The sequence below is a fragment of the Streptomyces roseolilacinus genome, assembly GCF_014649335.1.
Taxonomy (GTDB): Bacteria; Actinomycetota; Actinomycetes; order Streptomycetales; family Streptomycetaceae; genus Streptomyces; species Streptomyces roseolilacinus.
Map to the genome: position 1 here is coordinate 44563 of NZ_BMSV01000014.1, position 24893 is coordinate 69455.

Annotated in this window: 26 protein-coding genes and 1 pseudogene; 2 read left to right on the forward strand and 25 right to left on the reverse strand. The window is 73.0% G+C overall.

What is annotated here, in order from left to right:
• Nucleotides 1-61 precede the first annotated feature (61 nt).
• From IE106_RS27250 to rpsB, 7 genes are all read right to left on the reverse strand, one after another.
• Nucleotides 62-1171 (reverse strand): thiamine ABC transporter substrate-binding protein, encoded by a 1110-nt coding sequence (locus tag IE106_RS27250; RefSeq protein WP_189537898.1) that lies wholly within the window; start codon nucleotides 1169-1171, stop codon nucleotides 62-64.
• Between the two features lie 224 nt (nucleotides 1172-1395).
• The gene (gene rlmN / locus IE106_RS27255) at nucleotides 1396-2508 is read right to left on the reverse strand and encodes a dual-specificity RNA methyltransferase RlmN (protein ID WP_189537899.1); all 1113 of its coding nucleotides are present in this window, start codon (nucleotides 2506-2508) and stop codon (nucleotides 1396-1398) included.
• Nucleotides 2509-2683: 175 nt separating this feature from the next.
• Nucleotides 2684-3805, reverse strand: coding sequence for a phosphatidate cytidylyltransferase (locus IE106_RS27260; protein WP_189537900.1), 1122 nt, complete (start codon nucleotides 3803-3805; stop codon nucleotides 2684-2686).
• The gene (frr, locus tag IE106_RS27265; protein ID WP_189537901.1) at nucleotides 3805-4362 is read right to left on the reverse strand and encodes a ribosome recycling factor; all 558 of its coding nucleotides are present in this window, start codon (nucleotides 4360-4362) and stop codon (nucleotides 3805-3807) included. Before frr ends, IE106_RS27260 begins: the two co-directional genes overlap by 1 nt.
• A gap of 162 nt (nucleotides 4363-4524) precedes the next feature.
• Complete coding sequence (gene pyrH, locus IE106_RS27270; RefSeq protein WP_189537902.1) at nucleotides 4525-5289, reverse strand: UMP kinase; 765 nt, start codon at nucleotides 5287-5289, stop codon at nucleotides 4525-4527.
• A 155-nt stretch (nucleotides 5290-5444) separates the two neighbouring features.
• Entirely contained in the window at nucleotides 5445-6281 is an 837-nt protein-coding gene (gene tsf / locus IE106_RS27275; RefSeq protein WP_189537903.1) for a translation elongation factor Ts, read from the reverse strand.
• A 139-nt stretch (nucleotides 6282-6420) separates the two neighbouring features.
• Nucleotides 6421-7317, reverse strand: a complete 897-nt coding sequence (gene rpsB, locus IE106_RS27280; RefSeq protein ID WP_189537904.1) for a 30S ribosomal protein S2 — start codon at nucleotides 7315-7317, stop codon at nucleotides 6421-6423.
• A gap of 256 nt (nucleotides 7318-7573) precedes the next feature.
• Here rpsB and IE106_RS27285 point away from each other — a divergent pair, with 256 nt between their 5' ends.
• Nucleotides 7574-8200 carry a murein hydrolase activator EnvC family protein gene (locus IE106_RS27285; RefSeq protein WP_189537905.1) on the forward strand — a complete coding sequence of 209 codons (627 nt, stop codon included), beginning with the start codon at nucleotides 7574-7576 and terminating at the stop codon, nucleotides 8198-8200.
• A 13-nt stretch (nucleotides 8201-8213) separates the two neighbouring features.
• On the opposite strand, the gene IE106_RS27290 is transcribed toward IE106_RS27285, so the two are convergent.
• From IE106_RS27290 to IE106_RS27365, 17 genes and pseudogenes are all read right to left on the reverse strand, one after another.
• Nucleotides 8214-8774, reverse strand: coding sequence for a TetR/AcrR family transcriptional regulator (locus IE106_RS27290; RefSeq protein WP_189537957.1), 561 nt, complete (start codon nucleotides 8772-8774; stop codon nucleotides 8214-8216).
• 72 nt (nucleotides 8775-8846) lie between these two features.
• Nucleotides 8847-9686 (reverse strand): RNA polymerase sigma factor WhiG, encoded by an 840-nt coding sequence (gene whiG / locus IE106_RS27295; RefSeq protein WP_189537906.1) that lies wholly within the window; start codon nucleotides 9684-9686, stop codon nucleotides 8847-8849.
• Nucleotides 9687-9918: 232 nt separating this feature from the next.
• Nucleotides 9919-11082, reverse strand: coding sequence for a DNA-processing protein DprA (gene dprA, locus IE106_RS27300; RefSeq protein WP_373295993.1), 1164 nt, complete (start codon nucleotides 11080-11082; stop codon nucleotides 9919-9921).
• A gap of 122 nt (nucleotides 11083-11204) precedes the next feature.
• Nucleotides 11205-12812, reverse strand: coding sequence for a YifB family Mg chelatase-like AAA ATPase (locus IE106_RS27305; protein ID WP_189537908.1), 1608 nt, complete (start codon nucleotides 12810-12812; stop codon nucleotides 11205-11207).
• Entirely contained in the window at nucleotides 12812-13174 is a 363-nt protein-coding gene (locus IE106_RS27310) for a YraN family protein (RefSeq protein WP_189537909.1), read from the reverse strand. Before IE106_RS27310 ends, IE106_RS27305 begins: the two co-directional genes overlap by 1 nt.
• 106 nt (nucleotides 13175-13280) lie before the next feature.
• Nucleotides 13281-13589 carry a DUF2469 domain-containing protein gene (locus IE106_RS27315; protein WP_149178923.1) on the reverse strand — a complete coding sequence of 103 codons (309 nt, stop codon included), beginning with the start codon at nucleotides 13587-13589 and terminating at the stop codon, nucleotides 13281-13283.
• 43 nt (nucleotides 13590-13632) lie between these two features.
• Nucleotides 13633-14151: an NUDIX hydrolase gene (locus IE106_RS27320; protein ID WP_189537958.1), complete on the reverse strand. Its 519-nt coding sequence runs from the start codon at nucleotides 14149-14151 to the stop codon at nucleotides 13633-13635.
• A gap of 91 nt (nucleotides 14152-14242) precedes the next feature.
• Nucleotides 14243-14998, reverse strand: coding sequence for a signal peptidase I (lepB, locus tag IE106_RS27325; RefSeq protein WP_189537910.1), 756 nt, complete (start codon nucleotides 14996-14998; stop codon nucleotides 14243-14245).
• Nucleotides 14999-15087: 89 nt separating this feature from the next.
• On the reverse strand, nucleotides 15088-16092 hold the full coding sequence (lepB, locus tag IE106_RS30540; RefSeq protein ID WP_373295994.1) for a signal peptidase I: 1005 nt from the start codon (nucleotides 16090-16092) through the stop codon (nucleotides 15088-15090).
• Nucleotides 15998-17069 (reverse strand): annotated as a pseudogene (gene lepB, locus IE106_RS30545) (signal peptidase I); the annotation flags it as partial. The pseudogene lepB (IE106_RS30545) and the gene lepB (IE106_RS30540), both read right to left, overlap by 95 nt.
• Nucleotides 17062-17814 carry a signal peptidase I gene (lepB, locus tag IE106_RS27335; protein WP_189537911.1) on the reverse strand — a complete coding sequence of 251 codons (753 nt, stop codon included), beginning with the start codon at nucleotides 17812-17814 and terminating at the stop codon, nucleotides 17062-17064. The gene lepB (IE106_RS27335) and the pseudogene lepB (IE106_RS30545), both read right to left, overlap by 8 nt.
• Nucleotides 17815-17883: 69 nt before the next feature.
• Entirely contained in the window at nucleotides 17884-18234 is a 351-nt protein-coding gene (gene rplS, locus IE106_RS27340; RefSeq protein WP_189537912.1) for a 50S ribosomal protein L19, read from the reverse strand.
• Nucleotides 18235-18366: 132 nt separating this feature from the next.
• Complete coding sequence (gene trmD / locus IE106_RS27345; RefSeq protein ID WP_189537913.1) at nucleotides 18367-19188, reverse strand: tRNA (guanosine(37)-N1)-methyltransferase TrmD; 822 nt, start codon at nucleotides 19186-19188, stop codon at nucleotides 18367-18369.
• A complete protein-coding gene (gene rimM / locus IE106_RS27350; protein ID WP_189537914.1) occupies nucleotides 19188-19811 on the reverse strand; it encodes a ribosome maturation factor RimM in 624 nt (207 codons plus the stop codon). The genes trmD and rimM overlap by 1 nt, the downstream gene beginning before the upstream one ends.
• A gap of 82 nt (nucleotides 19812-19893) precedes the next feature.
• Nucleotides 19894-20133, reverse strand: a complete 240-nt coding sequence (locus IE106_RS27355; RefSeq protein ID WP_010471025.1) for an RNA-binding protein — start codon at nucleotides 20131-20133, stop codon at nucleotides 19894-19896.
• 2 nt (nucleotides 20134-20135) lie between these two features.
• The gene (gene rpsP, locus IE106_RS27360; protein WP_023586330.1) at nucleotides 20136-20579 is read right to left on the reverse strand and encodes a 30S ribosomal protein S16; all 444 of its coding nucleotides are present in this window, start codon (nucleotides 20577-20579) and stop codon (nucleotides 20136-20138) included.
• A 186-nt stretch (nucleotides 20580-20765) separates the two neighbouring features.
• Nucleotides 20766-21359, reverse strand: a complete 594-nt coding sequence (locus tag IE106_RS27365; protein ID WP_189537915.1) for a hypothetical protein — start codon at nucleotides 21357-21359, stop codon at nucleotides 20766-20768.
• A gap of 523 nt (nucleotides 21360-21882) precedes the next feature.
• Here IE106_RS27365 and IE106_RS27370 point away from each other — a divergent pair.
• Nucleotides 21883-22755 carry a methyltransferase domain-containing protein gene (locus IE106_RS27370; protein ID WP_189537916.1) on the forward strand — a complete coding sequence of 291 codons (873 nt, stop codon included), beginning with the start codon at nucleotides 21883-21885 and terminating at the stop codon, nucleotides 22753-22755.
• Nucleotides 22756-22825: 70 nt separating this feature from the next.
• On the opposite strand, the gene ftsH is transcribed toward IE106_RS27370, so the two are convergent.
• Nucleotides 22826-24760 carry an ATP-dependent zinc metalloprotease FtsH gene (gene ftsH, locus IE106_RS27375; protein ID WP_189537917.1) on the reverse strand — a complete coding sequence of 645 codons (1935 nt, stop codon included), beginning with the start codon at nucleotides 24758-24760 and terminating at the stop codon, nucleotides 22826-22828.
• Between the last annotated feature and the right edge of the window lie 133 nt (nucleotides 24761-24893).

Here is a 24893-nt window from a genome sequence, read left to right on the forward strand (position 1 = left end):
CCGTCCCGGGCACGTGCCCCGCGGGGGGCACGTGCCGTGGCGTCCCGCGCCGGGCGGTCGTCTACTTCAGGACGAGCGAGGACCACGACTGGATCCACTGGTCGCGGTTCGCGGCGATCTTCTCGGGGGCCATGGTCAGCGGCTTGTCGATCACGACGCCGTGCCGGGTGAACAGCTCGGGCAGCCGGGCGTCCTCGGAGACCGGGTGCACGAACATGTTCAGCGGCATGTCCTCCTGGAACCTCTTGCCGACCAGGAAGTCGAGGAGGGCCTTGCCGCCCTCCTCGTTGGCGGCGCCCTCGAGGAGGCCGGCGAACTCGATCTGCCGGTAGCAGGTGCCCTCGGCGACGCCGGTGGGCGCCTCGGCGGGCCGCGGGTCGCCGTACAGGACCTCGACGGGCGGGCTGGAGGCGTACGAGACGACGAGCGGCCGGTCCGCCTTGGCCTTCCTGCCGCCGGCGGAACCGGAGAACTCCTGGTTGTAGGCGATCTCCCAGCTGTCGACGACCTTGACGCCGTTGTCCTTCAGCTTCTTCCAGTAGCCCTGCCAGCCTCCCCCGCCCGGGCGGGAGGCGCCCCCGTCGCCGTACGCGGCGGCCGTGCCGAGCAGGAAGCCGAGACCGGGGGACGAGCGCTCGGGGTTCTCCACGACGAGGAGGTCCTTGTAGGCGGGCTCGGCGAGGTCGTCGAAGGTGCGCGGCGGGGCGAGCTTCCTGTCGGCGAAGTACTTCTTGTCGTAGTTGACGCAGATGTCGCCGTAGTCGACGGGGGTGACGCGGTGCCGGTCCCCGTCGAGCCGGAAGGCTTCGCCGACCCGGTCGAGGCCCTTCGCCGCGTACGGCTCGAAGAGGCCGTTGTCGAGGGCGCGGGAGAGGGTGGTGTTGTCGACGCCGAAGAAGACGTCGCCCTGCGGCGCGCCCTTGGTGAGGACGGCCTTGTTGACCGCCTCGACGGCGTCGCCGCTCTTGAGGACCTTGACCGTGTAGCCGGTCTCCTCGGTGAACGCCTTCAGCACGGCGTCGGAGGCGGCGAAGGAGTCGTGGCTGACGAGCGTGACGGTCTTGGACCGCGCGCCGTCGTCCGTGCCGCCGGAACCGCCGCAGGCGGTGAGCGTCAGGGCGCCCACCGCGACGGCGGCCGCCCCCGCGGTGATCTTCTTGGTGGTGCTCACTGATTCCTCCTGGGGGTGACCAGGAAGAGACGCGGCCCTGCCCGCCGCGGGCGCGGCGGGCAGGGCGCAACAGCTCGAGTAAAGACCGAACTCCCTACCCAGAATGACCTGGGCGAGGTTCAGAGGGTCTGCGGTCTGACGGTCACCGCACTCTCAGCGCTGTGGCGCTCCCCTGTCGGAATATCCGGATGTTCGAGCTCAGACTACAACGGGGCGGTTTTCGGTCAGCGCTCGGAGGCCGCGAGCTGGCCGCAGGCCCCGTCGATCTCCTGGCCGCGGGTGTCGCGGACGGTGACCGGGACACCGTGCGCGGCGATGGCCTCGACGAACGCCTTCTCGTCCTCGGGACGGGAGGCGGTCCACTTCGAGCCCGGCGTGGGGTTGAGCGGGATCAGGTTGACGTGGACCCGCTTGCCCTTGAGGAGCCGTCCGAGGAGGTCGCCGCGCCACGCCTGGTCGTTGATGTCGCGGATCAGCGCGTACTCGATGGAGACGCGGCGCCCGGACTTCTCGGCGTACTCCCACGCCGCGTCGAGGACCTCGCGGACCTTCCAGCGCGTGTTGACCGGGACCAGCGTGTCGCGCAGCTCGTCGTCCGGGGCGTGCAGGGACACGGCGAGGCGGCACTTGAAGCCCTCGTCGGCGAAGCGCAGCATCGCCGGGACCAGGCCGACCGTCGAGACCGTGATGCCGCGCTGCGACAGGCCCAGGCCGTCCGGCTCGGGGTCGGTGAGGCGGCGGATGGCGCCGACGACCCGGTTGTAGTTGGCGAGCGGCTCGCCCATGCCCATGAAGACGATGTTCGACAGCCGCGCGGGGCCGCCGGGCACCTCTCCGTCGCGCAGGGCGCGCATGCCGTCGACGATCTGGTGGACGATCTCGGCGGTCGACAGGTTCCGGTCGAGGCCGGCCTGGCCGGTGGCGCAGAACGGGCAGTTCATCCCGCAGCCCGCCTGCGACGAGATGCACATCGTCACGCGGTCGGGGTACCGCATGAGCACCGACTCCACGAGCGTGCCGTCGTGCAGCCGCCACAGGGTCTTGCGGGTGGTGTCGTCGTCGCACGAGATGTGCCGGACGACGCTCATCAGCTCCGGCAGGAGCTCACCGGCGAGCTTCTCGCGGGACGCGGCGGGGATGTCGGTCCACTGCGCGGGGTCGTGGGCGTACCGCGCGAAGTAGTGCTGGGACAGCTGCTTGGCGCGGAACGGCTTCTCGCCGATCGCGGCGACGGCCTCCTTGCGCTCGGCGGGCGTGAGGTCGGCGAGGTGCCGCGGCGGCTTCTTGGCTCCGCGGGGCGCGACGAAAGTGAGTTCGCCAGGGACGGGGCGTACCACGCGGGTGACTCCTCGGGAGGACGGGGATCCGATGCCCGGGCCCCGCGGGCGCGGGGACGACGGCAGTGTCGTGCCGAAGCCGGGAGACCTCACCGGATCATCCCCGCGTCGGCGGGGAACGGGGAAAGGGCCCGCGGCCTGATGCCACGAGCCCTTCCAGAGTACCTGCTGGCGGTCAACCCGCCCCGACGAAGATCACCAGGAGCAGCCACACGACCGGCGCCGTCGGCAGCAGGGAGTCCAGGCGGTCCATGATGCCGCCGTGGCCGGGCAGCAGCGTGCCCATGTCCTTGATGCCCAGGTCCCGCTTGATCATGGACTCGCCGAGGTCGCCCAGCGTGGCGCTGACCGCGACCGCGAGGCCCAGGAGGAGGCCCTGCCACCACGTACCGCCGTCGACGAGGAACCCCATGCACAGCGCACCGGCGGCCATCGCGAAGGCGACCGCGCCGAAGAGGCCCTCCCGGGTCTTGCCGGGACTGATCCGCGGCGCCAGCTTGTGCCTGCCGAAGCGCCAGCCGACCGCGTACGCGCCGGTGTCGCTGACGATGGTCAGCAGCAGGAACGTCAGCACCCGCTGCGGCCCGTCGTCCGCGGCCAGCATCAGCGCCACGAACGTCGCCAGGAACGGCACGTAGAAGGCGGCGAACACGCCGGCCGTGACGTCCTTGAGGTAGTCCTGCGGCGGCTCCGTCATCCGCCACACGAGCACCGCGAGCACGGTCAGCGCCATCGCCACCCAGGCGCCCTCGGCACCGCGCACGTACCCGGCGACGACCATCGCCGCGCCGCCGACGGCGAGCGGGACGAGCGGCGCCCTGATGCCCTTGCGCTCCTGGAGCCGGGACGTCAGCTCCCACAGGCCGACGACGACGGCGATCACCACCACGCCGACGAAGACGGCCTTCTGGACGAACAGCGACGCGATGATCACCGCGCCGAGGCCGACCCCGACCCCTATGGCGGCCCTCAGGTCGCGTCCCGCCTGCTTCTTCTGCCGCTGCTGCCTCTGCTGCGAACGACCCTGCGGCTCGGCGGGCTCCGGTGGTTCCGAGGGCATGGGCTCCTGCGGCATCTCGTCACGGAACAGGGGACCGCTCAGCCGAGCGGCCCCCCGGTCATGGTCGTCCTGGTCTCCGCCGGCGGGGAGGTCGGGCACGATGGGCATGGGCCGAGTCTGCTGCGCGGCGTGCTCATCATGGGCGGGACCCGCCGGGGCGGCGGCCAGAGCGTGCCCCTGGTCGGGCGGACCCCAGTGTCCGCCTCGCGGCGGGGCCCCCCGGGAAGCGTCGTTCATCAGACCTCGAGCAGCTCTGCTTCCTTGTGCTTGAGCAGCTCGTCCACCTGCGCGACGTACTTCGCGGTGGTGTCGTCGAGCTCCTTCTCCGCACGGCGGCCCTCGTCCTCACCGACTTCGCCGTCCTTGACGAACTTGTCGATGGTCTCCTTGGCCTTGCGGCGGACGGAGCGGATCGAGATCTTGGCGTCCTCGCCCTTGCCCTTGGCGACCTTGATGTACTCCCGGCGGCGCTCCTCGGTGAGCTCGGGGAAGACCACCCGGATGATGTTGCCGTCGTTGGACGGGTTGACGCCGAGGTCGGAGTCGCGGATCGCCTGCTCGATGTTGCGCAGCGCGGTCTTGTCGAACGGGGTCACCACGGCCATGCGCGGCTCCGGCACCGAGAAGGAGGCCAGCTGGTTGATCGGCGTGAGGGCACCGTAGTAGTCGGCCACGATCTTGTTGAACATGGCCGGGTGCGCACGCCCGGTGCGGATCGCGGCGAAGTCCTCCTTGGCGACCAGGACGGCCTTCTCCATCTTCTCCTCGGCTTCGAGGAGGGTCTCTTCGATCACCACTTGCTCCTGCGTGTCTTGGGTTTGTCCCGGCGTGCACCACGGCCGCGGAACCTGCGTCGCGTCTTCTCCTGCACGGTGTCCGACCGGCAGGGCTTTGTCCATACCCGGCTGGGGCGATGGGGGTCCCCTGCTCGAACGGAGTCGAGGGCCCGGGGACGGTCAGTGCCGGGTGCCCTCGTCGCTCACGAGAGTGCCGATCTTCTCACCCTTCACGGCGCGGGCGATATTGCCCGCGGTGAGGAGTTCGAAGACGACGATCGGCAGCTTGTTGTCGCGGCAGAGGGTGATGGCGGTGGCGTCGGCGACCCTGAGGTCGCGGGCGATCACCTCGCCGTACTCCAGGGCGTCGAACTTCACGGCGTCCGGGTTGGTCTTCGGGTCGGAGTCGTAGACCCCGTCGACCCCGTTCTTGCCCATGAGCAGGGCCTCGGCGTCGATCTCCAGGGCGCGCTGGGCGGCGGTGGTGTCGGTGGAGAAGTACGGCATGCCCATGCCGGCGCCGAAGATCACGACGCGGCCCTTCTCCAGGTGGCGCACGGCGCGCAGCGGGATGTAGGGCTCCGCGACCTGGCCCATGGTGATCGCGGTCTGGACGCGGGACTGGATGCCCTCCTTCTCCAGGAAGTCCTGGAGGGCGAGGCAGTTCATGACCGTGCCGAGCATGCCCATGTAGTCGGAGCGGGCCCGGTCCATGCCGCGCTGCTGGAGCTCGGCGCCGCGGAAGAAGTTGCCGCCGCCGATGACGATCGCGATCTGCGCGCCGTCACGGACGACCGCGGCGATCTCGCGGGCCATGGCGTGCACGACGTCGGGATCGACGCCGAGGCCGCCGCCGCCGGAGAACGCCTCGCCGGACAGCTTCAGAAGGAAGCGGCCCGCTTTCTTACCGGTGTTGTCGTCGCCCTGTGCGGCGCCCTGATTCATTGGAGATCTCCTCGTGCACATACGAAGAAGGCCATTGCCGGGGGTACTGGTGTCCCTGTGCGGCAATGGCCTCCTCGTCAGATCTGCGGTCGTCCGGCGCGGACGCGGACGACTGCTGCGACCCTATCGGGGTCCGGTGTCCGTCGTGTACGGACTCAGATGCCGACCTTGATGCGCGAGAAGCGCTTCAGGGTGACACCGGCCTCGTCCAGGATCTGCTGAACGGACTTCTTGTTGTCGAGCGCGTACGGCTGGCCGAGCAGCGTCGCGTCCTTGAAGAAGCCATTGAGGCGGCCCTCGACGATCTTCGGCAGCGCGGCCTCGGGCTTGCCCTCGGCGCGGGTGGTCTCCTCGGCGACGCGGCGCTCGGCCTCGACGACCTCGGCCGGGACGTCGTCCTTGGAGAGGTACTTCGGGGCGAACGCGGCGATGTGCTGCGCGACACCCTTGGCGACCTCGGCGTTCTCCTTGTCGAGCTCGACGAGGACACCGATCTGCGGCGGCAGGTCCGGCATGGTGCGGTGCATGTACGCGGTGACGTAGCCGCCGGAGAACTGGGCGAAGCGGTCCAGGACGATCTTCTCGCCGAGGTTCGCGTTGGCCTCGTCGACGAACGCCTGGACGGTCTTGCCGGGCTCGATCTCGGAGGAGAGCAGCGCCTCGATGTCCGCCGGGCCGGTGGCGGCGACGTGCTGGGCGAGCTGGTTGGCGACCGACTGGAACTTCTCGCCCTTGGCGACGAAGTCCGTCTCGCACTTCAGCTCGACGATGACACCGGAGGTGTTGTCGTCGGCGATCAGGGAGACGACGGCACCGTTCTCGGCGGAACGGCCCTCGCGCTTGGCGACGCCCTTCTGGCCCTTGATGCGCAGGGCCTCGACGGCCTTGTCGACGTTGCCGTCGGACTCGTCCAGCGCCTTCTTGCAGTCCATCATGCCGGCGCCGGTGAGCTCGCGGAGCTTCTTGACGTCAGCGGCGGTGTAGTTCGCCATGATCTGTGAATCTCTCTCGAAGTCTGGAAGATCTACCAGGATCTATGGGGTGACGGAGGGGGCTTGTGGCCCCCTCCGTCGACGACCGGACCGGTCAGACCGGGCGCGGAGACCCGGACCTCGGGGTCGGGACCGCTGGTCAGGCCTGCTCGGCCTCGGCGGCCGGGGCCTCCGCGGCGGGGGCCTCGTCAGCCGGGGCCTCGGCGGCGGGGGCCTCGGCGGCGGCCTCGGCCGGCTTCTCGGCCTCGTCGGCCTTCTTCTCGCCCTCGAGGAGGTCGCGCTCCCACTCGGCGAGCGGCTCGCCGGCGGCCTTCTCGCCCGGCTTGCTGTCGCCGGTGGCGGCGCCGGAGCGGGCGATGAGGCCCTCGGCGACGGCGTCGGCGATCACGCGGGTGAGCAGGGTGACGGAGCGGATCGCGTCGTCGTTGCCCGGGATCTTGTAGTCGACCTCGTCGGGGTCGCAGTTGGTGTCGAGGATCGCGACGACCGGGATGTTGAGCTTGCGCGCCTCACCGACGGCGATGTGCTCCTTCTTGGTGTCGACGATCCAGACGGCGCTGGGCACCTTCTGCATGTCGCGGATGCCACCGAGGGTCTTCTCCAGCTTGGCCTTCTCGCGGGAGAGGACCAGGAGCTCCTTCTTGGTGAGGCCGGAGGCGGCCACGTCCTCGAAGTCGATCGCCTCGAGCTCCTTGAGGCGCTGCAGGCGCTTGTAGACGGTGGAGAAGTTGGTGAGCATGCCACCCAGCCAGCGCTGGTTGACGAACGGCATGCCGACGCGGGTCGCCTGCTCGGCGATGGCCTCCTGCGCCTGCTTCTTCGTGCCGACGAACATGATGGAGCCGCCGTGCGCGACGGTCTCCTTGACGAACTCGTAGGCGCGGTCGATGTACGACAGCGACTGGAGCAGGTCGATGATGTAGATGCCGTTGCGCTCGGTGAAGATGAAGCGCTTCATCTTCGGGTTCCAGCGACGGGTCTGGTGACCGAAGTGGACGCCGCTCTCCAGCAGCTCCCGCATCGTGACGACGGCCATGGCCGTATCTCCTTGAATGTGTCGGTTGTTTCCTGACGCCCCGGCGCGCTGTGCCACGAATGGACCGATGAGCGCCACCACGGCCGGTGAGGGCGGTGGCGGGGCGTGCGAAGTCGACCCGGTGGCCCGGGTCGCCAGAAGAAGTGTACGGGACCTGGGCACCCTCGGGTGACGGCGCTGTCCACAAGCGGTGCCGTCGTCCACAGGCGGGGGCCGTGATCCACCCGGGCGGGCGGATCGGGGGGACAGTGCGTGCATGGACCGACGCTCTCCGCGCGCCGCCCTGCCGGCGGCCCTGGTGTCCCTGCTCCTCGCCGCCGCGGTCGCGGGCGCGGCCGCCGTGCCGGCGGCGCGCGCTCCGGCGGCCGCCTTCGCCGTGCCGCCGCCGACGTCCCCGCCCGGCACGGGCGGGGACGCCCCGCCCGGCGGCGGGCCGCCCGTGCGGGACGCGGTGTGGCCGGTGGGGCCGCCGCGGGCGCCGGTGGTACGGGGGTGGGAGCCGCCCGCCTCGGCGTACGGGCGGGGGCACCGGGGCGTCGACCTGGCCGCGCCGCCGGGCACGCGGGTGCGGGCGGCGGCCGCCGGGCGGGTGACGTTCGCGGGGCCGGTGGCGGGGCGGGGCGTCCTGGTGGTGACGCTGCCGGCGCCGCCGGGCGCGGTGCCGTCGAGGGTCACCTACGAGCCGGTCCGGGCCGTGGTGGAGGCCGGGGCGAAGGTGCGGGCGGGGCAGGTGGTCGCCCTGACCGCCGCCGACGCGGCGTCGCACTGCGCGGGCGCGTGCCTGCACTGGGGGCTCAGACGGGGGGACGCCTACCTGGACCCGCTGTCGATCCTGCCGCGACCGCCGCGCCGCCCGCCGTCCCGGCTGCTGCCCCTGCGGTGAGGGGCACGCGGCGTCAGGAGTGGAGGACGCCGCGCAGGGCGACGGCGACGGCCGTGTCGGCGATGGCGGAGGGGTCCTCGGCGGCGCCGAGCTCGATACGGCGGACGGCCGCGTCGACGACGCCCTGGAGGAGCATCGCGGTGAGGCGGGGCTCGGGCCGGCCGAGCCCGGCGAGCGCCTCGACGATGATCGTGACGAGGCCGCCGTGCGCGGCGCGGATCTTCTCGCGGGCGCCGTCGTCGAGTTCGCTGGCGGAGATGGCGACGACCGCGCGGTGCCTGCGGTCGCCGACGAGCTCCAGCTGGCGGCGCACGTACGCCTCGACCTTCGCCTCGGGGGTGGCCGCCCGCTCCATGGCCGCCTCGACCTCCGCCGCCCAGACGGGGAAGTCGACCGCGCACAGCTCCTCGACGACGGCCGCGCGGGAGCGGAAGTACTCGTACACCGACGACCGGGCGAGTCCGGTGCGTTCGGCGAGGGCGGGGAAGGTCAGCGCCTCCGTGCCGCCCTCGGACAGCAGGGAGCGCGCCGCGTCCAGCAGGGCGGCGCGCTGCATCGTCCGGTGCTCGGCCACGGAGGCCGCTCGAATCCTTGGCACGGGTCCCACTGTACGGCTGTCCGTTCGACCTCGTGGGGGCCTCCCCGGTCAGCGTCCGACATCCGCCAGCTTCGCTCTGAGCTGGAGGACCGACTTGGTGTGGATCTGGCTGACGCGGCTCTCCGTGACGCCCAGGACGTTGCCGATCTCGGCGAGGGTGAGGCCCTCGTAGTAGTAGAGGGTGACGACGGTCTTCTCGCGCTCCGGGAGGGTGTTGATGGCCCGGGCGAGCAGCCTGCGCACCTCGCGGCCCTCGGCGACCTCGACGGGGTCGTCGGCGGCGGTGTCCTCCAGGGTGTCCATCAGGCTGAGGCGGTCGCCGCCCTCGCCGCCGACGTGCAGCAGCTCCTCCAGGGCGACGACGTTGGCCAGGGACAGCTGGCTGAAGACGGCGTGGAGGTCCTCGACGGGGATGCCCATCTCGGCGGCGACCTCACCCTCGGAGGGGGTGCGCCGCAGGCGTGCCTCCAGGGTGGCGTAGGCGCGCTCCACGGCCCTGGCCTTCTGGCGGACGGAGCGGGGGATCCAGTCCAGGGCCCGCAGTTCGTCGATCATGGCGCCGCGGATGCGGGTGATCGCGTAGGTCTCGAACTTGATCGACCGGTCGATGTCGAACTTCTCGATGGCGTCGATCAGGCCGAAGACCCCGGAGGAGACGAAGTCGGCCTGCTCGACGTTGGAGGGCAGGCCGACGCTGACCCGGCCCGCGACGTACTTCACGAGGGGCGAGTAGTGCAGGATCAGCTGTTCCCGCAGCCGCTCGTCACCCGTGTCCTTGTACGACCGCCACAGCTCGTCCAGCGACGAGGGAGCGGCCGGCCGCACGCTGCTCCGGGCAGCGGGCGGCGGAACCGCAGCGCGGTCGGACCCGGAGGTGTGCTGGGGCATGCGTCGCCTTGAGCCGTTCTGCCGTGGTGTGCGGGGATGGACGGTGGGTAGCGGTGAGCGTAGCGTGACTGGATCGTCGCGGTGAGCGAAGGCGGGGGGATCGTCCGTAGGCGGGATCACGCCATCGGCCGCATCTTCGAATGGGGGCGACGGGCCGCCCACGGGCGCTCCCGCCGCCTCCGATGGGGCAGAGATGGTCATCGGGTTCACCTTTTCACCCGATTGCTCCAGGTCAAGGACCGCCTCGCCGGGCGTTCGGGTGGCGTCCCCCGGCGGCCGTCAACCGCCAGATGTCGCCACGTCGTTCGGCGTATCCCAGGGAGTGGAGCTCGTACAGTCTGCCGAGTGCGTCGTCAACGCTCGTCCCGGCGGTCGCCGCCACGTCGGGGACGGTCGCGGTCCGGCCGGGCCGCGGGAGCGCGTCGAGCACGCGTGCGGTGACCGGGTCGAGGAGGTCCCTCGGGACGACGGGGCCGCGCCGGTCGGGGGCCAGCTCCCCGATGTCGCCGACGAGTTCGACGACATCGTCGGCGTCGGTGACCAGGACGGCTCCGTCCCGCAGGAGCTCGTGGACGCCGGCGGAGAGTCCGCTGGTCGCGGCGCCGGGCACCCCCATCGTGTGGCGGCCGATCCGCCGGGCGTCGCGCGCGGTGGCGAGCGCTCCGCTGCGGTACGCGGCCTCGACGACGACGGTGCCCCGGGTGAGGGCGGCGATGACGCGGTTGCGCAGCAGGAACCGGGCCGGCGTGGGGTGGTCGCCGGGCGGCAACTCCCCCACCACCAGGCCCTGCTGGGCGATGCGCCCGATCAGCCCGGCGTGCCCGCGCGGGTAGGCGACGTCGGCGCCGCAGGCGAGCACGGCGACCGTGGCGCCTTGCGCGCCGAGGGCGCCGCGGTGGGCGGCGCCGTCGATGCCGAACGCCGCGCCGGAGACGACGACCCAGCCGCGCTCGGCCAGGCCGGCGCCGAGCGCGGCCGCCATGTGCGCCCCGTACGGCGTGCAGGCGCGGGCGCCCACCACGGCGACGGAGCGCAGCGCCCACCGCCGCAGGTCGGCGGGGCCCCGCAGCCAGAGGCCCAGGGGCCGGGCGTCGCCGAGGTCGTCGAGCTGGCTGGGCCACTCCGCGTCGCCGGGGACGACGAACCGCCCGCCGAGCGCCCCGATCAGCTCCAGGTCCCGCCGGGGCCGCACCCGGGCCGCCCGCGCCAGGTACCCCTGGAGGCGCCGCTCGCTCACCCCGGTGAGCGACCCGCTCCGGTACGGCTCCGCGGTGAGCCGCCGCACCAGCTCCACGGCCCCCAGTTCGCGCAGCCACCGCCCGCCGTGCTCGTCACCCGGCTCGATCACCCGGCACAGCGCCGCCCGGGCGACCCGGTCCTCGTCCGCCACCGCCACGCCGGCACCCCCCGTGTCCGTCCCCCGTGCGTTCCCGGCGGGCGCGCCCGCCGCTGCCCCCGCCGGCCCTCCCGCCGGGCCGCCGCCCCGGCCCGGCTCCGCCCGGGACGGGGCGGAGCCGGTCACCGCGCACCTCCCGTCCCCACCGGTACGCCGCGGGGGACACCGGTGCGCAGCTCCAGGGCGAGGTTGACGTCACCGGCGTCGGGGCGGTCGCGGCCGGCCAGGTCGGCGAGGGTCCAGGCGGTGCGCAGGACCCGGTCGAGGCCGCGGGCGGTGAGCAGGCCGCGCTCGATGTCGCGTTCGGCGGCGGCCAGGGCGCCGGGGGCCGGATGCCAGCGGGTGCGCAGCTCGTGGCCGGGCACCTCGGCGCTGCGGGTCCACGGCGTGCCGGCCAGCCGGGCGGCGGCGCGCTCCCTGGCCGCGTGGACCCGGGCGGCGACCGCGGCGGTGGGCTCCCCGCGCGCCGCCAGCAGGTCGGCGCGGCCGACCGGCTCCACCTCGACCCGCAGGTCGACGCGGTCCAGGAGCGGCCCCGAAAGGCGCGACTGGTAACGGCGGACCACCGACGGGGGGCATTCGCAGCCGTCCCCGTGCGCGCGGTGGCGCCCGCACGGGCACGGGTTCGCGGCGAGGACCATCAAGAACCGCGCGGGGAACCGCACCACGCCCGCCGCGCGCGCCACGACCACCTGACCGGACTCCAGGGGCTGGCGCAGGGCGTCCAGGGCCTTGCCCGAGAACTCGGGGGCCTCGTCCAGAAAGAGGATGCCGCGATGAGCGAGCGAGACGGCCCCCGGACGCGGCAGCCCGTTGCCGCCACCGATCAGGGACTGCATCGTCGCCGAATGGTGCGGTGCGCAGTACGGTGCCCGGCCCACCAGCGGTCTCCCCGGCGGGAGGATGCCGGCCACGGAGTGGACGGCGGTCACCTCCAGCGACTCGCCGCGGGCCAGCGGCGGCATCAGGCCGGGCATCCGCTCGGCCAGCATGGTCTTGCCCGCGCCGGGCGGGCCGGACAGCAGCAGGTGGTGGCCGCCGGCCGCGGCGACCTCCAGGGCGAGCCGCGCGGCGCGCTGCCCGGCGACGTCCGCCAGGTCGGGGCCGTCACCGGGGTCGGCGGCCAGTCCCGTGCCGACCCCGGCTCCGGGGACGACCAGGCCGGCCAGCATGGGGTCGGGCCGGCCCGCCTCGTCGGGCTCCTCCTCGGGCACGGGCCCGTCGGTGAGGACCGCGACCAGCTGGCGCAGGCTGCGCACGCCGAGCACGGACACCCCCGGCACCAGCGACGCCTCCCCCGCGGTCTGCTCGGGGACGACGACGTGCTCGTACCCGGCCTCGGCCGCCGCCAGGACCGCCGGCAGCACGCCCCGCACCGGGCGGACCCGGCCGTCGAGGCCCAGCTCCCCGATGAGGACGAGGTCCGCGATCGTGCGCGGATCGATCAGCTCGGCCGCGGCCATCACCGCGCAGGCGACGGCGATGTCGAAGCCCGACCCGGCCTTGGGCACCGAGGCGGGGCTCAGCCCGACGGTCAGCTTCCTCTGCGGCCACTCCGCCCCGGAGTTGACCATCGCGGCCCGCACCCGGTCGCGGCTCTCCGACAGGCTCTTGTCCGGCAGGCCGACCAGCGTGAACGCCGCGACCCCGGGCTCCAGGTCCGCCTGGACCTCCACCACCACCCCGTCGACGCCGACCAGCGCCACCGAGCACGTCCGGGCGAATCCCATCAGGCCACCCCCCGCACGTGCTGCACGACGGGGGCGCCGCGCCGGGGAAGGACCACGCCGACCAGGTCGATGCGGACCCCTCCCGGGGGCGGTCCGCCGTGCCGGTCGAGCCAGCACGCGGCGAGTCTCCTCAGCCGGTCCGCCTTGGCGGGCGTGACCGCCGCCAGCGGGTGCTGGAAGGCGCCCGCCCGGCGGGTCTTCACCTCGCAGACCACGACCGCGTCGCCGTCGCGGGCGACGATGTCGATCTCGCCGCCGCGCCCGCAGCGCCAGTTCCTGGCGAGGACGGCCATGCCCGCCTCGCCGAGCCGGCGTGCCGCCAGCTTCTCTCCGTACCGTCCGAGTGCCCCCGTCGCGTTCATCGCGGCACCACCTCCGGTACCGACTGTGACGCCTCGGGCGCTCAGTTGTGGATCTTGGTGGACAACCGGTCCCCCTGGGGAAAACCCGGTCACCCGTACGGGCGCGTCAGCTGCCCGGGAGCTCCAGATCCGTCTTGTTCAGCTCCTCGATGTTCACGTCCTTGAACGTGAGTACCCGCACCTGTTTGACGAAGCGGGCCGGTCGGTACATGTCCCAGACCCACGCGTCCGCCATCGACACCTCGAAGAAGACCTCGCCGTGCACGGAGTGCACCTGCATCTCGTAGTCGTTCGTCAGGTAGAAGCGCCGCTCGGTCTCGATGACGTACTTGAACAGCCCGACGACGTCGCGGTACTCCCGGTAGAGCTTCAGCTCCATCTCGGTTTCGTACTTCTCGAGGTCCTCGGCGCTCATGGCATGTTCCCCTTCAGCCGTGCGTGCCCCCATTGTGCGTCAGTCACCCGTACCCCTGGACGATTTCCGGGGACAGGACGACCGGCGCGGGCGGCGGGCCCTCGTCGAGCAGCGTGCGCAGCAGCCCGGCGAGTCGTGTCGGGTACACCGTCTCACGGGCCGCCGACAGTTCGGCGGAGGTCCACCACCTCAGCCCCGTGACACTGCGGGTCTCCAGTTCGGTGAGGCGGTCGCCCAGGGCGGCGACGGTGTGCCGGGTCCGGGCCAGGTAGTACCACTCGTCCTGGTTCCAGCGGCGCCCGTCGAACGGGAACGAGCAGATCCGCCGCCACAGCACCGGCCCGAGCTCGACGTCCGTGATCCCGGTCTCCTCGGCCAGCTCGCGCAGCGCGGCCTCCTCGCGGGTCTCGTCGCCCTCCACGCCGCCGCCGGGGGTGAACCACCAGGTCCGCGCGGGGTCGTCCGGCTCGTAGCCGTGCATGAGCAGGATCCGGTCGTCGGGGTCGAGCAGCACGACCCGCGCGACCCGCCGCAGCTCGCCCGGCGGGAGCCCGGGGGGCAGGTCCCCGGGCGGCTCGTCCGGGCGCCGCCGGTCCTCCGGCGCGCGTCCGCGCCCGTCCGCCCGCCGCGTCTCCCGCCCCGCCCCGCCGGCGTCAGGCACGCGCCGCCCCGCTCCGCGGCCGGGACCGCGACCCCAGCCGCGCCAGCGGCCCGTACGCCGCCCCGCCCAGGATCAGCACCGCGCCGGCCGCCACCGCCCACGCCAGCTGCCGCACGGGGCCGGGCTCCGACACCCCGCCGGGCAGGTCGGCGAAGCCCCGCGGCCGGTCGACCACGCCCAGTCCGTCCGCCGGCCACACGACGGCGTCGAGCCGGGCGGTGACGGCGCTCCGGGGCACCGAGCCCTTCCCGGCGTCCTGGAGGTGCACCCGCGAGTCCTGGGACCCGGCGCGCTGGTCGCCGAGGAGGAAGAGGTGCCCCTCCGGCACGGTCGCGGCGAACTCCGTCGGCGACGCGGCCTCCTTCCCGCCCCAGCCCTGGGAGCGCAGGTACGGCTCCGGGACGGGCGTGCCGTCGACGGTGAGCCGGCCGTCCGCGTCGCAGCAGGCGACCTTGTCGCCGTCGAGGCCGACGACCCGCTTGATCATCGGCAGGTCGCCCCAGGTCCGGTCCGTGAAGACCACGACGTCGCCGCGGCGCACCTCGGAGCCGTCGATCCGCTGGGCCAGGACCCGGTCGCCCGCCGTGACGGTCGGGTTCATCGAGTCGGTGGGCACGGTGTAGGGCCGGTACAAGACGGCTCCCCAGGCGAACCCGCCGAGGAACAGCACACAGCCGACGGCCACGGCCAGCCCCGACAGCGCGCTGCCGAGGCGGCCGTGGCCGCCCGTACGTATCGTTCCGCCCATCCCAGCGCTCCCCACTCAGGAGATCCAGTGCCCTGGGACGGCACCCTACCCGCGCCCGCTACCGGGCGGTACGCCCCACGGCGCTCCGCTCACGCACGGGCGGGCGCCCCTTCGCGCGCGAGGACGCGGCGGCGGCGCCACAGCACCAGCGGCAGCGCGCCGGCGAGCCCCAGGGCACCGGGACCGGCCGCCGCCACGGCGGCGGCGCTCGGTCCGGCCTGGTCGAACACGTCCGGCACCGGCAGGGTCGACCAGCGGCCGAGCGGCCAGGCGACGACGATCGCACGGCCCACGACCTCCTCGTCGGAGACCGTGCCGTTGCCCGGGAGCTCCTGGTGGTAGCGGGAGTCCAGCGAGTTCTGCCGGTTGTCGCCCATCACCCAGATGCGGCCGTCGGGGACCTTGACCGGCCCGAACGGCTCGTCGTCGCACGGCGTGGAGCCCGGGTACAGGTAGGCGGACTCGTCGAGCGCCTTGCCGTTGAGGAGGACCTTGCCGCCCTTCTTGCACTCGACGGTGTCCCCGCCGACCGCGATGACGCGCTTGATCAGGTCCTGCTTCTCCGACGACGGCATCAGGCCGATGAAGCTCAGGAACTTCTGCAGCGGGTTCGGCTCGGGCGCGGGCTCGTTGAGCCAGCCGCCCGGGTCGTGGAAGACGACGACCTCTCCGCGCTCGGGCTCCGAACCGAACCACGGGGTCAGCTTGTCGACCAGCACCCGGTCGCCGCGCTGCAGCGTGTTCATCATCGACTCGGAGGGGATGGAGAAGGCCTGGACCAGGAAGGTCTTGATCAGCAGCGCCAGCAGCAGGGCGATACCGATCAGCAGCGGCAGTTCCTTCCAGAAGGAGCGCTGCTTCCTCTCCTCCGGCTGCCCGCCGTCGCCGTCGTCCACGGTGTCGTCGTTGTCCACGCTGTCGCCCTCGGCGTTCTCGGCGCTCCTCGCGCCGGCCACGTGCGGCGCGTCGCTCCGGACGGCCGCGCTCTCGGTCACGCCCGCGGCGGGCGCCCCGCCCGGGCCGGGGGACGGATCCGCGAGCTGCCCGCGCCCCTTCTCCGGCTCGTCGCGTCCGGATCGTGCGCCGACCGCCAGATCCCCCACATCCACTCCTCAGTCCGTGCTCTCGCCCGCCCCCGGAACAGGGGAAGGCCCACCACTCCCATAACGAGCGGGAGTTCCGCAGGGGTCGGGAGCCGTAGCGATCCATTCGCGTACCAGGGGGACACACTATGCGACGTGCCGAGCGCCGTCGCGGTCCCGGGCGGCGCGTCCGGGACCGAGGCGAACGCACCCTCGTCGTCCAGCCCGCGCCAGTGGCCGAACGGCCAGGCGATCACGAAGGCGCGCCCCACGACCTGCTCCTGCGCGATCGTCCCCTGGAACGCCTCGTCGAGGTGGAAGCGCGAGTCGGCCGAGTTGGAGCGGTGGTCCCCGAGGACGAACAGACGCCCCTCGGGGACCCTGACGTCGAACGGGATCTGCGAGGGCGCGTTGCCCGGATGGAGGTACGGCTCGTCCAGGGGTACGCCGTTGACGGTCACCCGCCCGCCGGGGTCGCAGCACTTGACGGTGTCCCCGCCGACGGCGACGACCCGTTTGATGAGGTCCTGCTCGTCGTCCGACGGCAGCAGGCCGATGAAGGTCAGGGCCTGCTTGATCTGGGCGACGACGACCGGGTCGTCCTTCGGCGGCGTCTGCTCCGCCTGGAGCCAGCCGCCGGGGTCCTTGAAGACGACGACGTCGCCGCGCTCCGGCCGCGACCCGAACCAGGGCGTCAGCTTGTCGACCAGTACGCGGTCGTCGATGCGGATCGTCTGCTCCATGGAGCCGGACGGGATGACGAACGCCTGCACCAGGAAGGTCTTCAGGACGAGCGCGATGACCACGGCGACCGTGATGAGGAGCGGAATCTCCTTGATCGCGGACCGGCGCCTGCGCCGCTTCACCCGGCGGGCGAGCCTGCGCCGCTCGGCGCGGCCGGGCAGCGGGCGCCGACCCTCTGCGGACGGCGGTCCGATGGGCGACCGGGTGTCGGCGCGGTGCCCGCCGCGCCGGCCGCGGCTACCCATGGCCTCCGCCCGGGGCCGGGGCGTCCGGTACGGCGCCGAAGGCGTCCGTCGCGTCGACGCCGGACCAGCGCCGCGCCGGCCAGCCGATCCAGTCGGCCCGGCCGATCACCATGTCGACGGGGACCATCCCGCCGCCCGGTGCGCCCAGGTGGTCGCGGGAGTCGCGGGACTGGCCGCGGTGGTCGCCCATGACCCAGAGGGTGCCGTCCGGCACCACGATGTCGAAGCGCACCTCGGAGGGGGCGTCACCGGGGTGCAGGTACCCCTCGTCGACGGGGACGCCGTTCACCTTGATCCTGCCCTCCTCGTCGCAGCACGTCACCCGGTCGCCCCCGACGCCCACGACGCGCTTGACGAAGTCGGTGTCGGCGGGCTCGGCGAGGCCCAGCGCCGCCGCGGCGCCGTGCAGGAGCCCGGTGACCGGGTTCTCCTCCGGAACGGTACGGAGGAAGGATCCGGTTCCGTCGAAGACGACGACGTCCCCACGCGCGGGGACGGCGCCGAAACGGTACGCCAGCTTGTTGACGACCACCCGGTCGCCCACCTGGAGCGTCGGCTCCATCGATCCGCTGGGGATCCGGAAGGGCTGGATGACGAAGTGGCTGACGAGCAGCATGCCGACGGCCCAGGCGAGGCCGAGCAGGCCGGTGGTGCGCCAGGAAAGCGCGAAGCGCGACCTCCGCTCCGGTCGCCTCTCGGCGTCGGGGGGGAGGTCGCGCTCCGTGTGCTTGGCTTCGGTGTCCATCGGGGGCGAGCCTAACCGGCCACCCTGTGGGGCTCACCCGAAGCGTGGGCCCGCGGGTCGAGCCGGGGCTCAGTTGTCGCGCTTCTCCTTGATCTTCGCGGCCTTGCCGCGCAGCTCACGGAGGTAGTACAGCTTGGCGCGGCGGACGTCACCACGGGTGACGAGCTCGATCTTCTCGAAGATCGGGCTGTGCACCGGGAAGGTGCGCTCGACGCCGACGGAGAAGGAGACCTTGCGGACCGTGAAGGTCTCGGAGACGCCGGAGCCCTGGCGGCGGATGACGACGCCCTTGAACTGCTGGATACGGGAGCGGTTGCCCTCGATGACGCGAACGTGGACGTTCACGGTGTCACCGGGACGGAACGCCGGGACGTCGGTCCGCAGGGACGCGGTGTTGACGATGTCGAGCACGTGAGACATGGTCGTCTGCTTCCTCGCTGATGCCACAGGTCATCAGCGGCAACTAGAAAATCGGGGTTCGGGTGGCCGTGCGGCGGGTGCGGCGTCGTCTCCCCCTGTGGCAGGGGCGCCGGCCGGACGTACGGCAGCGGTCTAGTCTCCCACGGCCTGCGGTCTGCGCCAAAATCGGCCACCGGGCTCGGGCGCCCAGCCGAGGATGGAGAGGGTCTCGCGGTCCTTCTTGTCGAAGGCGGCGGGGTCGCACCGCTCGATGAGGTCGGGGCGGTGCAGCGCGGTACGCCGGAGCGCCTCGTCCCGCCGCCACCGCGCGATCTTCCCGTGGTGGCCGCTGAGGAGCACGTCGGGGATGCCGTGGCCGCGCCAGACGGGCGGCTTGGTGTAGACGGGGCCCTCCAGGAGGTTGGCCATGGCGCCGGGGGCGAACGAGTCGTCCCGGTGGGACTCGGCGTTGCCCAGGACGCCCGGGAGGAGCCGGGCCACGGCCTCGGTGATCACCAGGACGGCGGCCTCCCCGCCGGCCAGGACGTAGTCGCCGATGGACACCTCGTACACGGGCATCCGCGTGGCGTACTCGTCCGTGACGCGGCGGTCGATGCCCTCGTAGCGGGCCGGCGTGAAGATCAGCCAGGGCCGCTGCGACAGCTCGACGGCGAGCTCCTGGGTGAAGGGGCGCCCGCTGGGCGTGGGGACGACGAGCACGGGCCCGTGGGCGCCGGCCTCGTACCCGGCGGCGGTGACCTCGTCGAGGGCGTCGCCCCAGGGCTCGGTCTTCATGACCATGCCGGGGCCGCCGCCGTAGGGCGTGTCGTCGACGGTGTGGTGCCGGTCGTACGTCCAGCGGCGCAGGTCGTGGACGTGGACGTCGAGCCGGCCGCGGGCGCGGGCCTTGCCGACGAGCGAGACGTCCAGCGGGTCGAGGTACTCGGGGAAGATCGTGACGACGTCGAGCCGCATCAGCGACCGTCCCCGTCCTCGCCGGCCGCACCGCCGGAGGCGTCGGCGGCGGTGCCGGTGCCGGTGCCGGTGGCGTCGGTCTCACCCTCCGCGCGGGCGGAGGCGATCACGGCGCGGTCGTCGATGAGGCCGGGCGGCGGGACGATGACCGCCTTCTGCTCGTCGAGGTCGACCTCGGTGACGATCTCCTCGACGAACGGGATCAGCACCTCGGTGCCGTCGGGCCGCTCGACCACGAACAGGTCCTGGTACGGCAGGTGGGAGACCTCGGTGATCCGGCCGACCTCGGTGCCGTCGGCGAGGACCACGTCGAGGTCGATGAGCTGGTGGTCGTAGTACTCGTCCGGCTCCTCGGGCCGCTCGTCCGGGTCGACCTCGGCGATGAGGAGGGTGTTGCGCAGCGCCTCGGCGGCGTTCCGGTCACGCACGCCCGCGAAGCGCAGCAGGAGGCGGCCGCTGTGGACGCGGCCGCTCTCGATGGTGAGGGGCCCGGCGGAGGCCGGGTCGGTGGCGAGTACGGCGCCGGGCCCGAGCCGCAGCTCGGGCTCGTCCGTACGCACCTCGACGGTGACTTCGCCCTTGATGCCGTGGGCGCGGCCGATCCGCGCGACTACGAGCTGCACTTTCTGGACTCTCCTGTCGGACGACGACGGGCCGGGGCGGGCCGCAGCCCGCCCCGGCCCGTGCGCCGGTGTTCAACTTCGCTCAGCGAACCTGGTCCACGTCGACGAGGTCGACCCGGATCCCCCGGCCGCCGATGGCACCCACGACCGTACGCAGGGCGCGCGCGGTGCGGCCGTTGCGGCCGATCACCTTGCCGAGGTCGTCGGGGTGCACCCGGACCTCGAGCGCACGTCCGCGGCGCAGGTCGCGGGAGGCGACCTGCACGTCGTCGGGGTTGTCGACGATGCCCTTCACGAGGTGCTCGAGAGCCTCCTCGAGCATGCTCAGGCCTCGGTCGACTCGGAGGACGCGGCCTCGGCCTCGTCCGCCTTCTTGTCGGCCTTCTTGGCCTTCGGGGTGATGGCCTCACCCTTGGCGTCGTCGCCCTCGATCGACTTGGCGAAGGCCTCGAAGGAAGCGCGCTTGTCTTCCTTCGTGGCCGGGGCCAGCAGCGGCTTCTCGGGAGCGGGCAGGCCCTTGTGCTTCTGCCAGTCGCCGGTCAGCTTGAGGATGGCGAGGACCGGCTCGGTCGGCTGGGCGCCGACGGACAGCCAGTACTGCGCCCGCTCCGAGTCGACCTCGATGCGCGACGGGTTCTGCACCGGGTGGTACAGGCCGATCTCCTCGATCGCCCGGCCGTCACGGCGGGTGCGGGAGTCGGCGACGACGATGCGGTAGTGAGGCGAACGGATCTTGCCCAGACGCTTCAGCTTGATCTTGACTGCCACGGGTGTGGTGTCTCCTGGTCTTGACGTGGTGGGGCACAACGGGATGCCGCGTGGGGTTGCGGTACTCGAGTGCCCGATGGACGCGTCAGCCGTAGGAGAGAGGGGTCCTGTTCGACTGTCGAGTACAGCTAGCCATTGTGCCACACCCCGCGTGGTCGCCGGGTCCCGGGGAGAGCGGTCCGCCGGTCACCTGGCGGCGCCCACCGCTTCCGGGATGCGGAAGGGCTTGCCGCAGCCGCCGCAGACGATCGGCGCCTGGGCCAGGACCGACGGGACCACCCGGACGTTGCGCCCGCAGTCGCAGACCGCCTTGACCCGCACGCCGCCGCCCGACGAGCCGTGCCGCGCGGCGGGCCCGCGGAAGGAGCGCTTGGTGTCGGCGGCCGTGGCGGCCGTGTGCGCCTTGAGGGCGCGCTGCAGCCGCTCGATCGTCGGCCGGTAGCGGCGCTTGGCCTCGGGGCTGAGGGTGACCAACGAGAAACCGCTGCTCGGGTGCGGCTCCTCGGAGTGGTCCAGGCCCATCTCCTCGGCGATCGCCAGGAATCGGCGGTTGTGGTAGCGGCCGGCGCGGGAGGTGTCGCGGACCCCTCGGGCGGCGGCGATGCCGTGGACTGCCTCGTGGAGCAGTCGCTCGAAGGAGAGCTCGGCGCCGCAGGCGGACGACGACTCTCCGATCAGGGACTCGGGCGCGGCGAGATCGGGCAGTTCGGGGTGGTGCCGCTGGATGTCGGCCCACGCCTGTGCCAGTTCTGCGGCGAGGACAGGTGGTGTCGTGCTCACGTCGTGAACAACGAGCCGGGGAGCCGTCGGGTTCCATTCCGGGGCATCCCAAATATTTTGCACGTACCCGTCAGTTGCCATTGATGTGTCCTCACGAGGGCCAGTGCGTTGATCTGCGGAGAAGCCACACAGCTCGCATCAAGGTGGTACGTAGTGGCGCGGCCGCGGGCGTCTTCCGGGACGCGTGCCCCGGCGCTCGCCCATGGCCGTGCGCCGGTCCTGCCCACCGTGTGGCGTTCGGTGACGGCGCATCACCGAGGGCGACGTTACCCCGGCCGCCGGGGCCCCGCGCCACCGGCCCCGGTTGCCATGGCGGGATTCGCGCGGCGGCCCCACTATGGGAGGTGGTTCGTGCCGGGCCAGGGGGCGCACGACCGGGGCACGCGCGCATTGCGGCCCGACCCCCTGGACGCGGGGGCGGAAGCGGAGTTCTCTGGCTACGGACCGTGCGAGCGCACGTACACGGGGGCTGTCGGTCAGGCACGGACGCACAGATGACTCTCGGCTGATTGGGGCGCTTTCGATGACACCCATGCTCGTCCAGCACCACCCCCACCCGGCCTCGGCCCCCCCGGCCGCCGACGCGCCGAGGCGCGCCCGTGACTGGGCGGAGATCCAGGAGCGGATGCTGGTGCCGCTCTACGAAGCGGTGTACGAGCACCTGGAGGTCGGCACCGGGACACGGCTCCTCGGTCTCGGCTGCGGCTCGGGGCTCGCCCTGCTCATGGCCGCCACGCGCGGGGCCCGGGTCACCGGTGTGGACACCGACCGCGCGCGCGTGGAGCTGGCCAGGGAGCGGCTGCTCCCCGACCCCGAGCCCGGCCCCCACGGGTCCCCGGGCGGCCCCCGCCCGGAGCCCAGACTCCTCTGCGGCACCCCCGACACGGCGGCCGACCCGGCGGGTTCCGCGTACAACCTCGTCACCGCCTTCCAGCCCGTCGGCTGCACCGCCGGCGACTCCGACGGCCTCGTCCCCGCCCTCACCGCCGCCGTCCCGACGGCGGAGCGCGGCAGCGCCGTCGTCCTCGCCGGCTGGGGCCCGCCCGAGCGGTGCGCCACCACCGCGGTGTTCCGCGTCGCCGGCCGGCTCGCCGAGCGGCTGCGCGGCCACGGCGCCTGGCGCCCCGCCCGCCGCGACGACCTGGAGGAGGTGGCCGCGCGGGCCGGGCTCCGGCCCGACGGCTCCGGCCGGGTCTCCTGCCCCTTCGGCTACGCGGACACCGACAGCGCCGTGCGCGGGCTGCTCTCCACGGGCCTGTTCGACGCGGCCGTGGCCGCCTGCGACCAGGCGACCGTGGAGAAGGAGATCGCCGAGGCGCTCCACCCGCACGTCCTGTCCGACGGCACGGTGTGGATGCCGAACGTCTTCCGGTACCTCGTCGCCCGGATCCCGTAGCCCGCCTCCGTCCCCGCCCCCCCCGTCCCCGCACGCGGCACGCGCCGCGCGGACCGCGGCGGCCGTCCCGCTACGGCCGCCGGTCGCCCTCCTTCCCGAAGCGCGCGATGCCGGCGGCCCGGTAGGCGGCGTCCTCGTCGAGCGTCTCGTTCTCCAGCAGCGCCGACGCCAGGGCGTCCAGCCGGTCCCGGTTCTCCCGCAGCCGCCGGCACGCGCTCGCGTAGCACTCGTCGACGATGCGCCGCATCTCGTCGTCCACCGCGTCCAGCGTCGCCGGCGCCGCCGACAGCCCGTACGCCTGCTGCGCGTCCGAGGGGATCGCCGTGAGCCGCCCCACCCGGTCGCTCATCCCCCACCGCCCCACCATGCCCCGCACCAGGTTGGTCACCTGCTCCAGGTCGCTCTCCGAGCCCGTCGTGACCACCCCGAACACCACCTCCTCGGCCGCCATCCCGCCCAGCGCCCCGATGACGCGGCCCCGCAGGTACTCCTCCGTGTACGCGTACTTCTCCGTGTCCGGCGCCGACAGCGTCACCCCCAGCGCCCGTCCGCGCGGCACGATCGTCACCTTCCGCACCGGGTCGGCACCCGGCTGGAGCATCCCCAGCAGCGCGTGCCCGCTCTCGTGGTACGCCGTACGGCGCCGCTCCTCGTCCGGCATGACCAGCTGCCGCTCCGCCCCCAGTTGCACCTTCTCCAACGCGTCCGACAGGTCCGAACGGGTGACGTGCGCCTGCTTGCGCTTGACGGCCAGCAGCGCCGCCTCGTTCGCGAGGTTGGCCAGTTCCGCCCCCGTCATGCCCGGCGTCGTCCGCGCCACCTGCGCCAGGTCGACGTCCTCGGCGAGCGGGATGCCCCTGGTGTGGATCCGCAGGATCGCCTCCCTCCCGCCCCGGTCCGGCGGGCTCACGCTCACGACCCGGTCGAACCGGCCCGGCCGCGTCAGCGCCGGGTCCAGCACGTCGGCCCGGTTCGTCGCCGCGATCACGATGACCCCCTCCGAACCGGAGAAGCCGTCCATCTCGGTGAGGATCTGGTTCAGGGTCTGCTCGCGCTCGTCGTGCCCGCCCATGCCCGCGCCGCCGCCGCGCGCCCGGCCGATCGTGTCGATCTCGTCGATGAAGACGATCGCCGGGGCGACCTTGCGCGCCTCGTTGAACAGCTCGCGCACCCGCGAGGCGCCCACGCCGACGATCATCTCGATGAACTCGGACGCCGACGCCGAGAAGAACGGCACGCCCGCCTCCCCCGCCACGGCCCGCGCCAGGAGCGTCTTGCCCGTGCCCGGCGGTCCCGACAGCAGCACGCCGCGCGGCATCTTGGCCCCCATCCGCCAGTACGCCTCCGGGTTCCTGAGGAAGTCGACGACGTCGTTGAGCTCGCCCTCGACCTCGTCGATCCCCGCCACGTCGGCGAACGTCGTGCGCCGCCCCGCCTCCACCTCCACCGGCTTCGGCGGCGTCTTGCGCCCCAGCAGCCCGCCCGCCCCGCCGAGCCCCGCGCCCGCCCGCCGCGCCATGAACAGCCACAGCACCACCAGCAGCACGATCGGCGCGAGCGAGAACAGCAGGTTCGCCAGGAAGCTCGGCCGTTCCACCACCGGCTCGGCGGTCACCGTCACGTCGCGCTCGGCCAGCCGCCGCCACAGCTGGTCCTCGGCGAACGCCGGCCGCTGCGTCGTGAACTTCGTGTAGTCGCCGCCACCGCCCGGGACCGGCCGCTTCCGGCGCAACTCGCCCTCGATGGCGTCGCCCTTGGAGTAGACCTTCGCGACGTTCCCCGCCTCGACCTGCTTGCTGAACTCCGTGTACGAGACGGTCGGCTCGTCGCCCTCCCCGTTCACCAGGGACAGCACCAGGTTCGTCAGCAGGAACAGCGCCAGCGCCGCCAGGACCAGCCCCACCCAGCCGCCGGGCATCCGCCGCTTCGGCGGCGGCTCCGGAGGAGCGCCCTCCGAGCGCCACGGCTGGTCGGTGCGATCACGCGGGGGCACGGGACTGGTCACGCCGCGATTATCAGCAGAACACCGCAGAAGCGGCATCACGGATACGTACGCGTGGCCCAGCCCCGCACGCGTGAGGGGCACCCGCCACGGGCGGGTGCCCCTCGATCACGTCCGCGGGCCGCGGCCGGCCGGT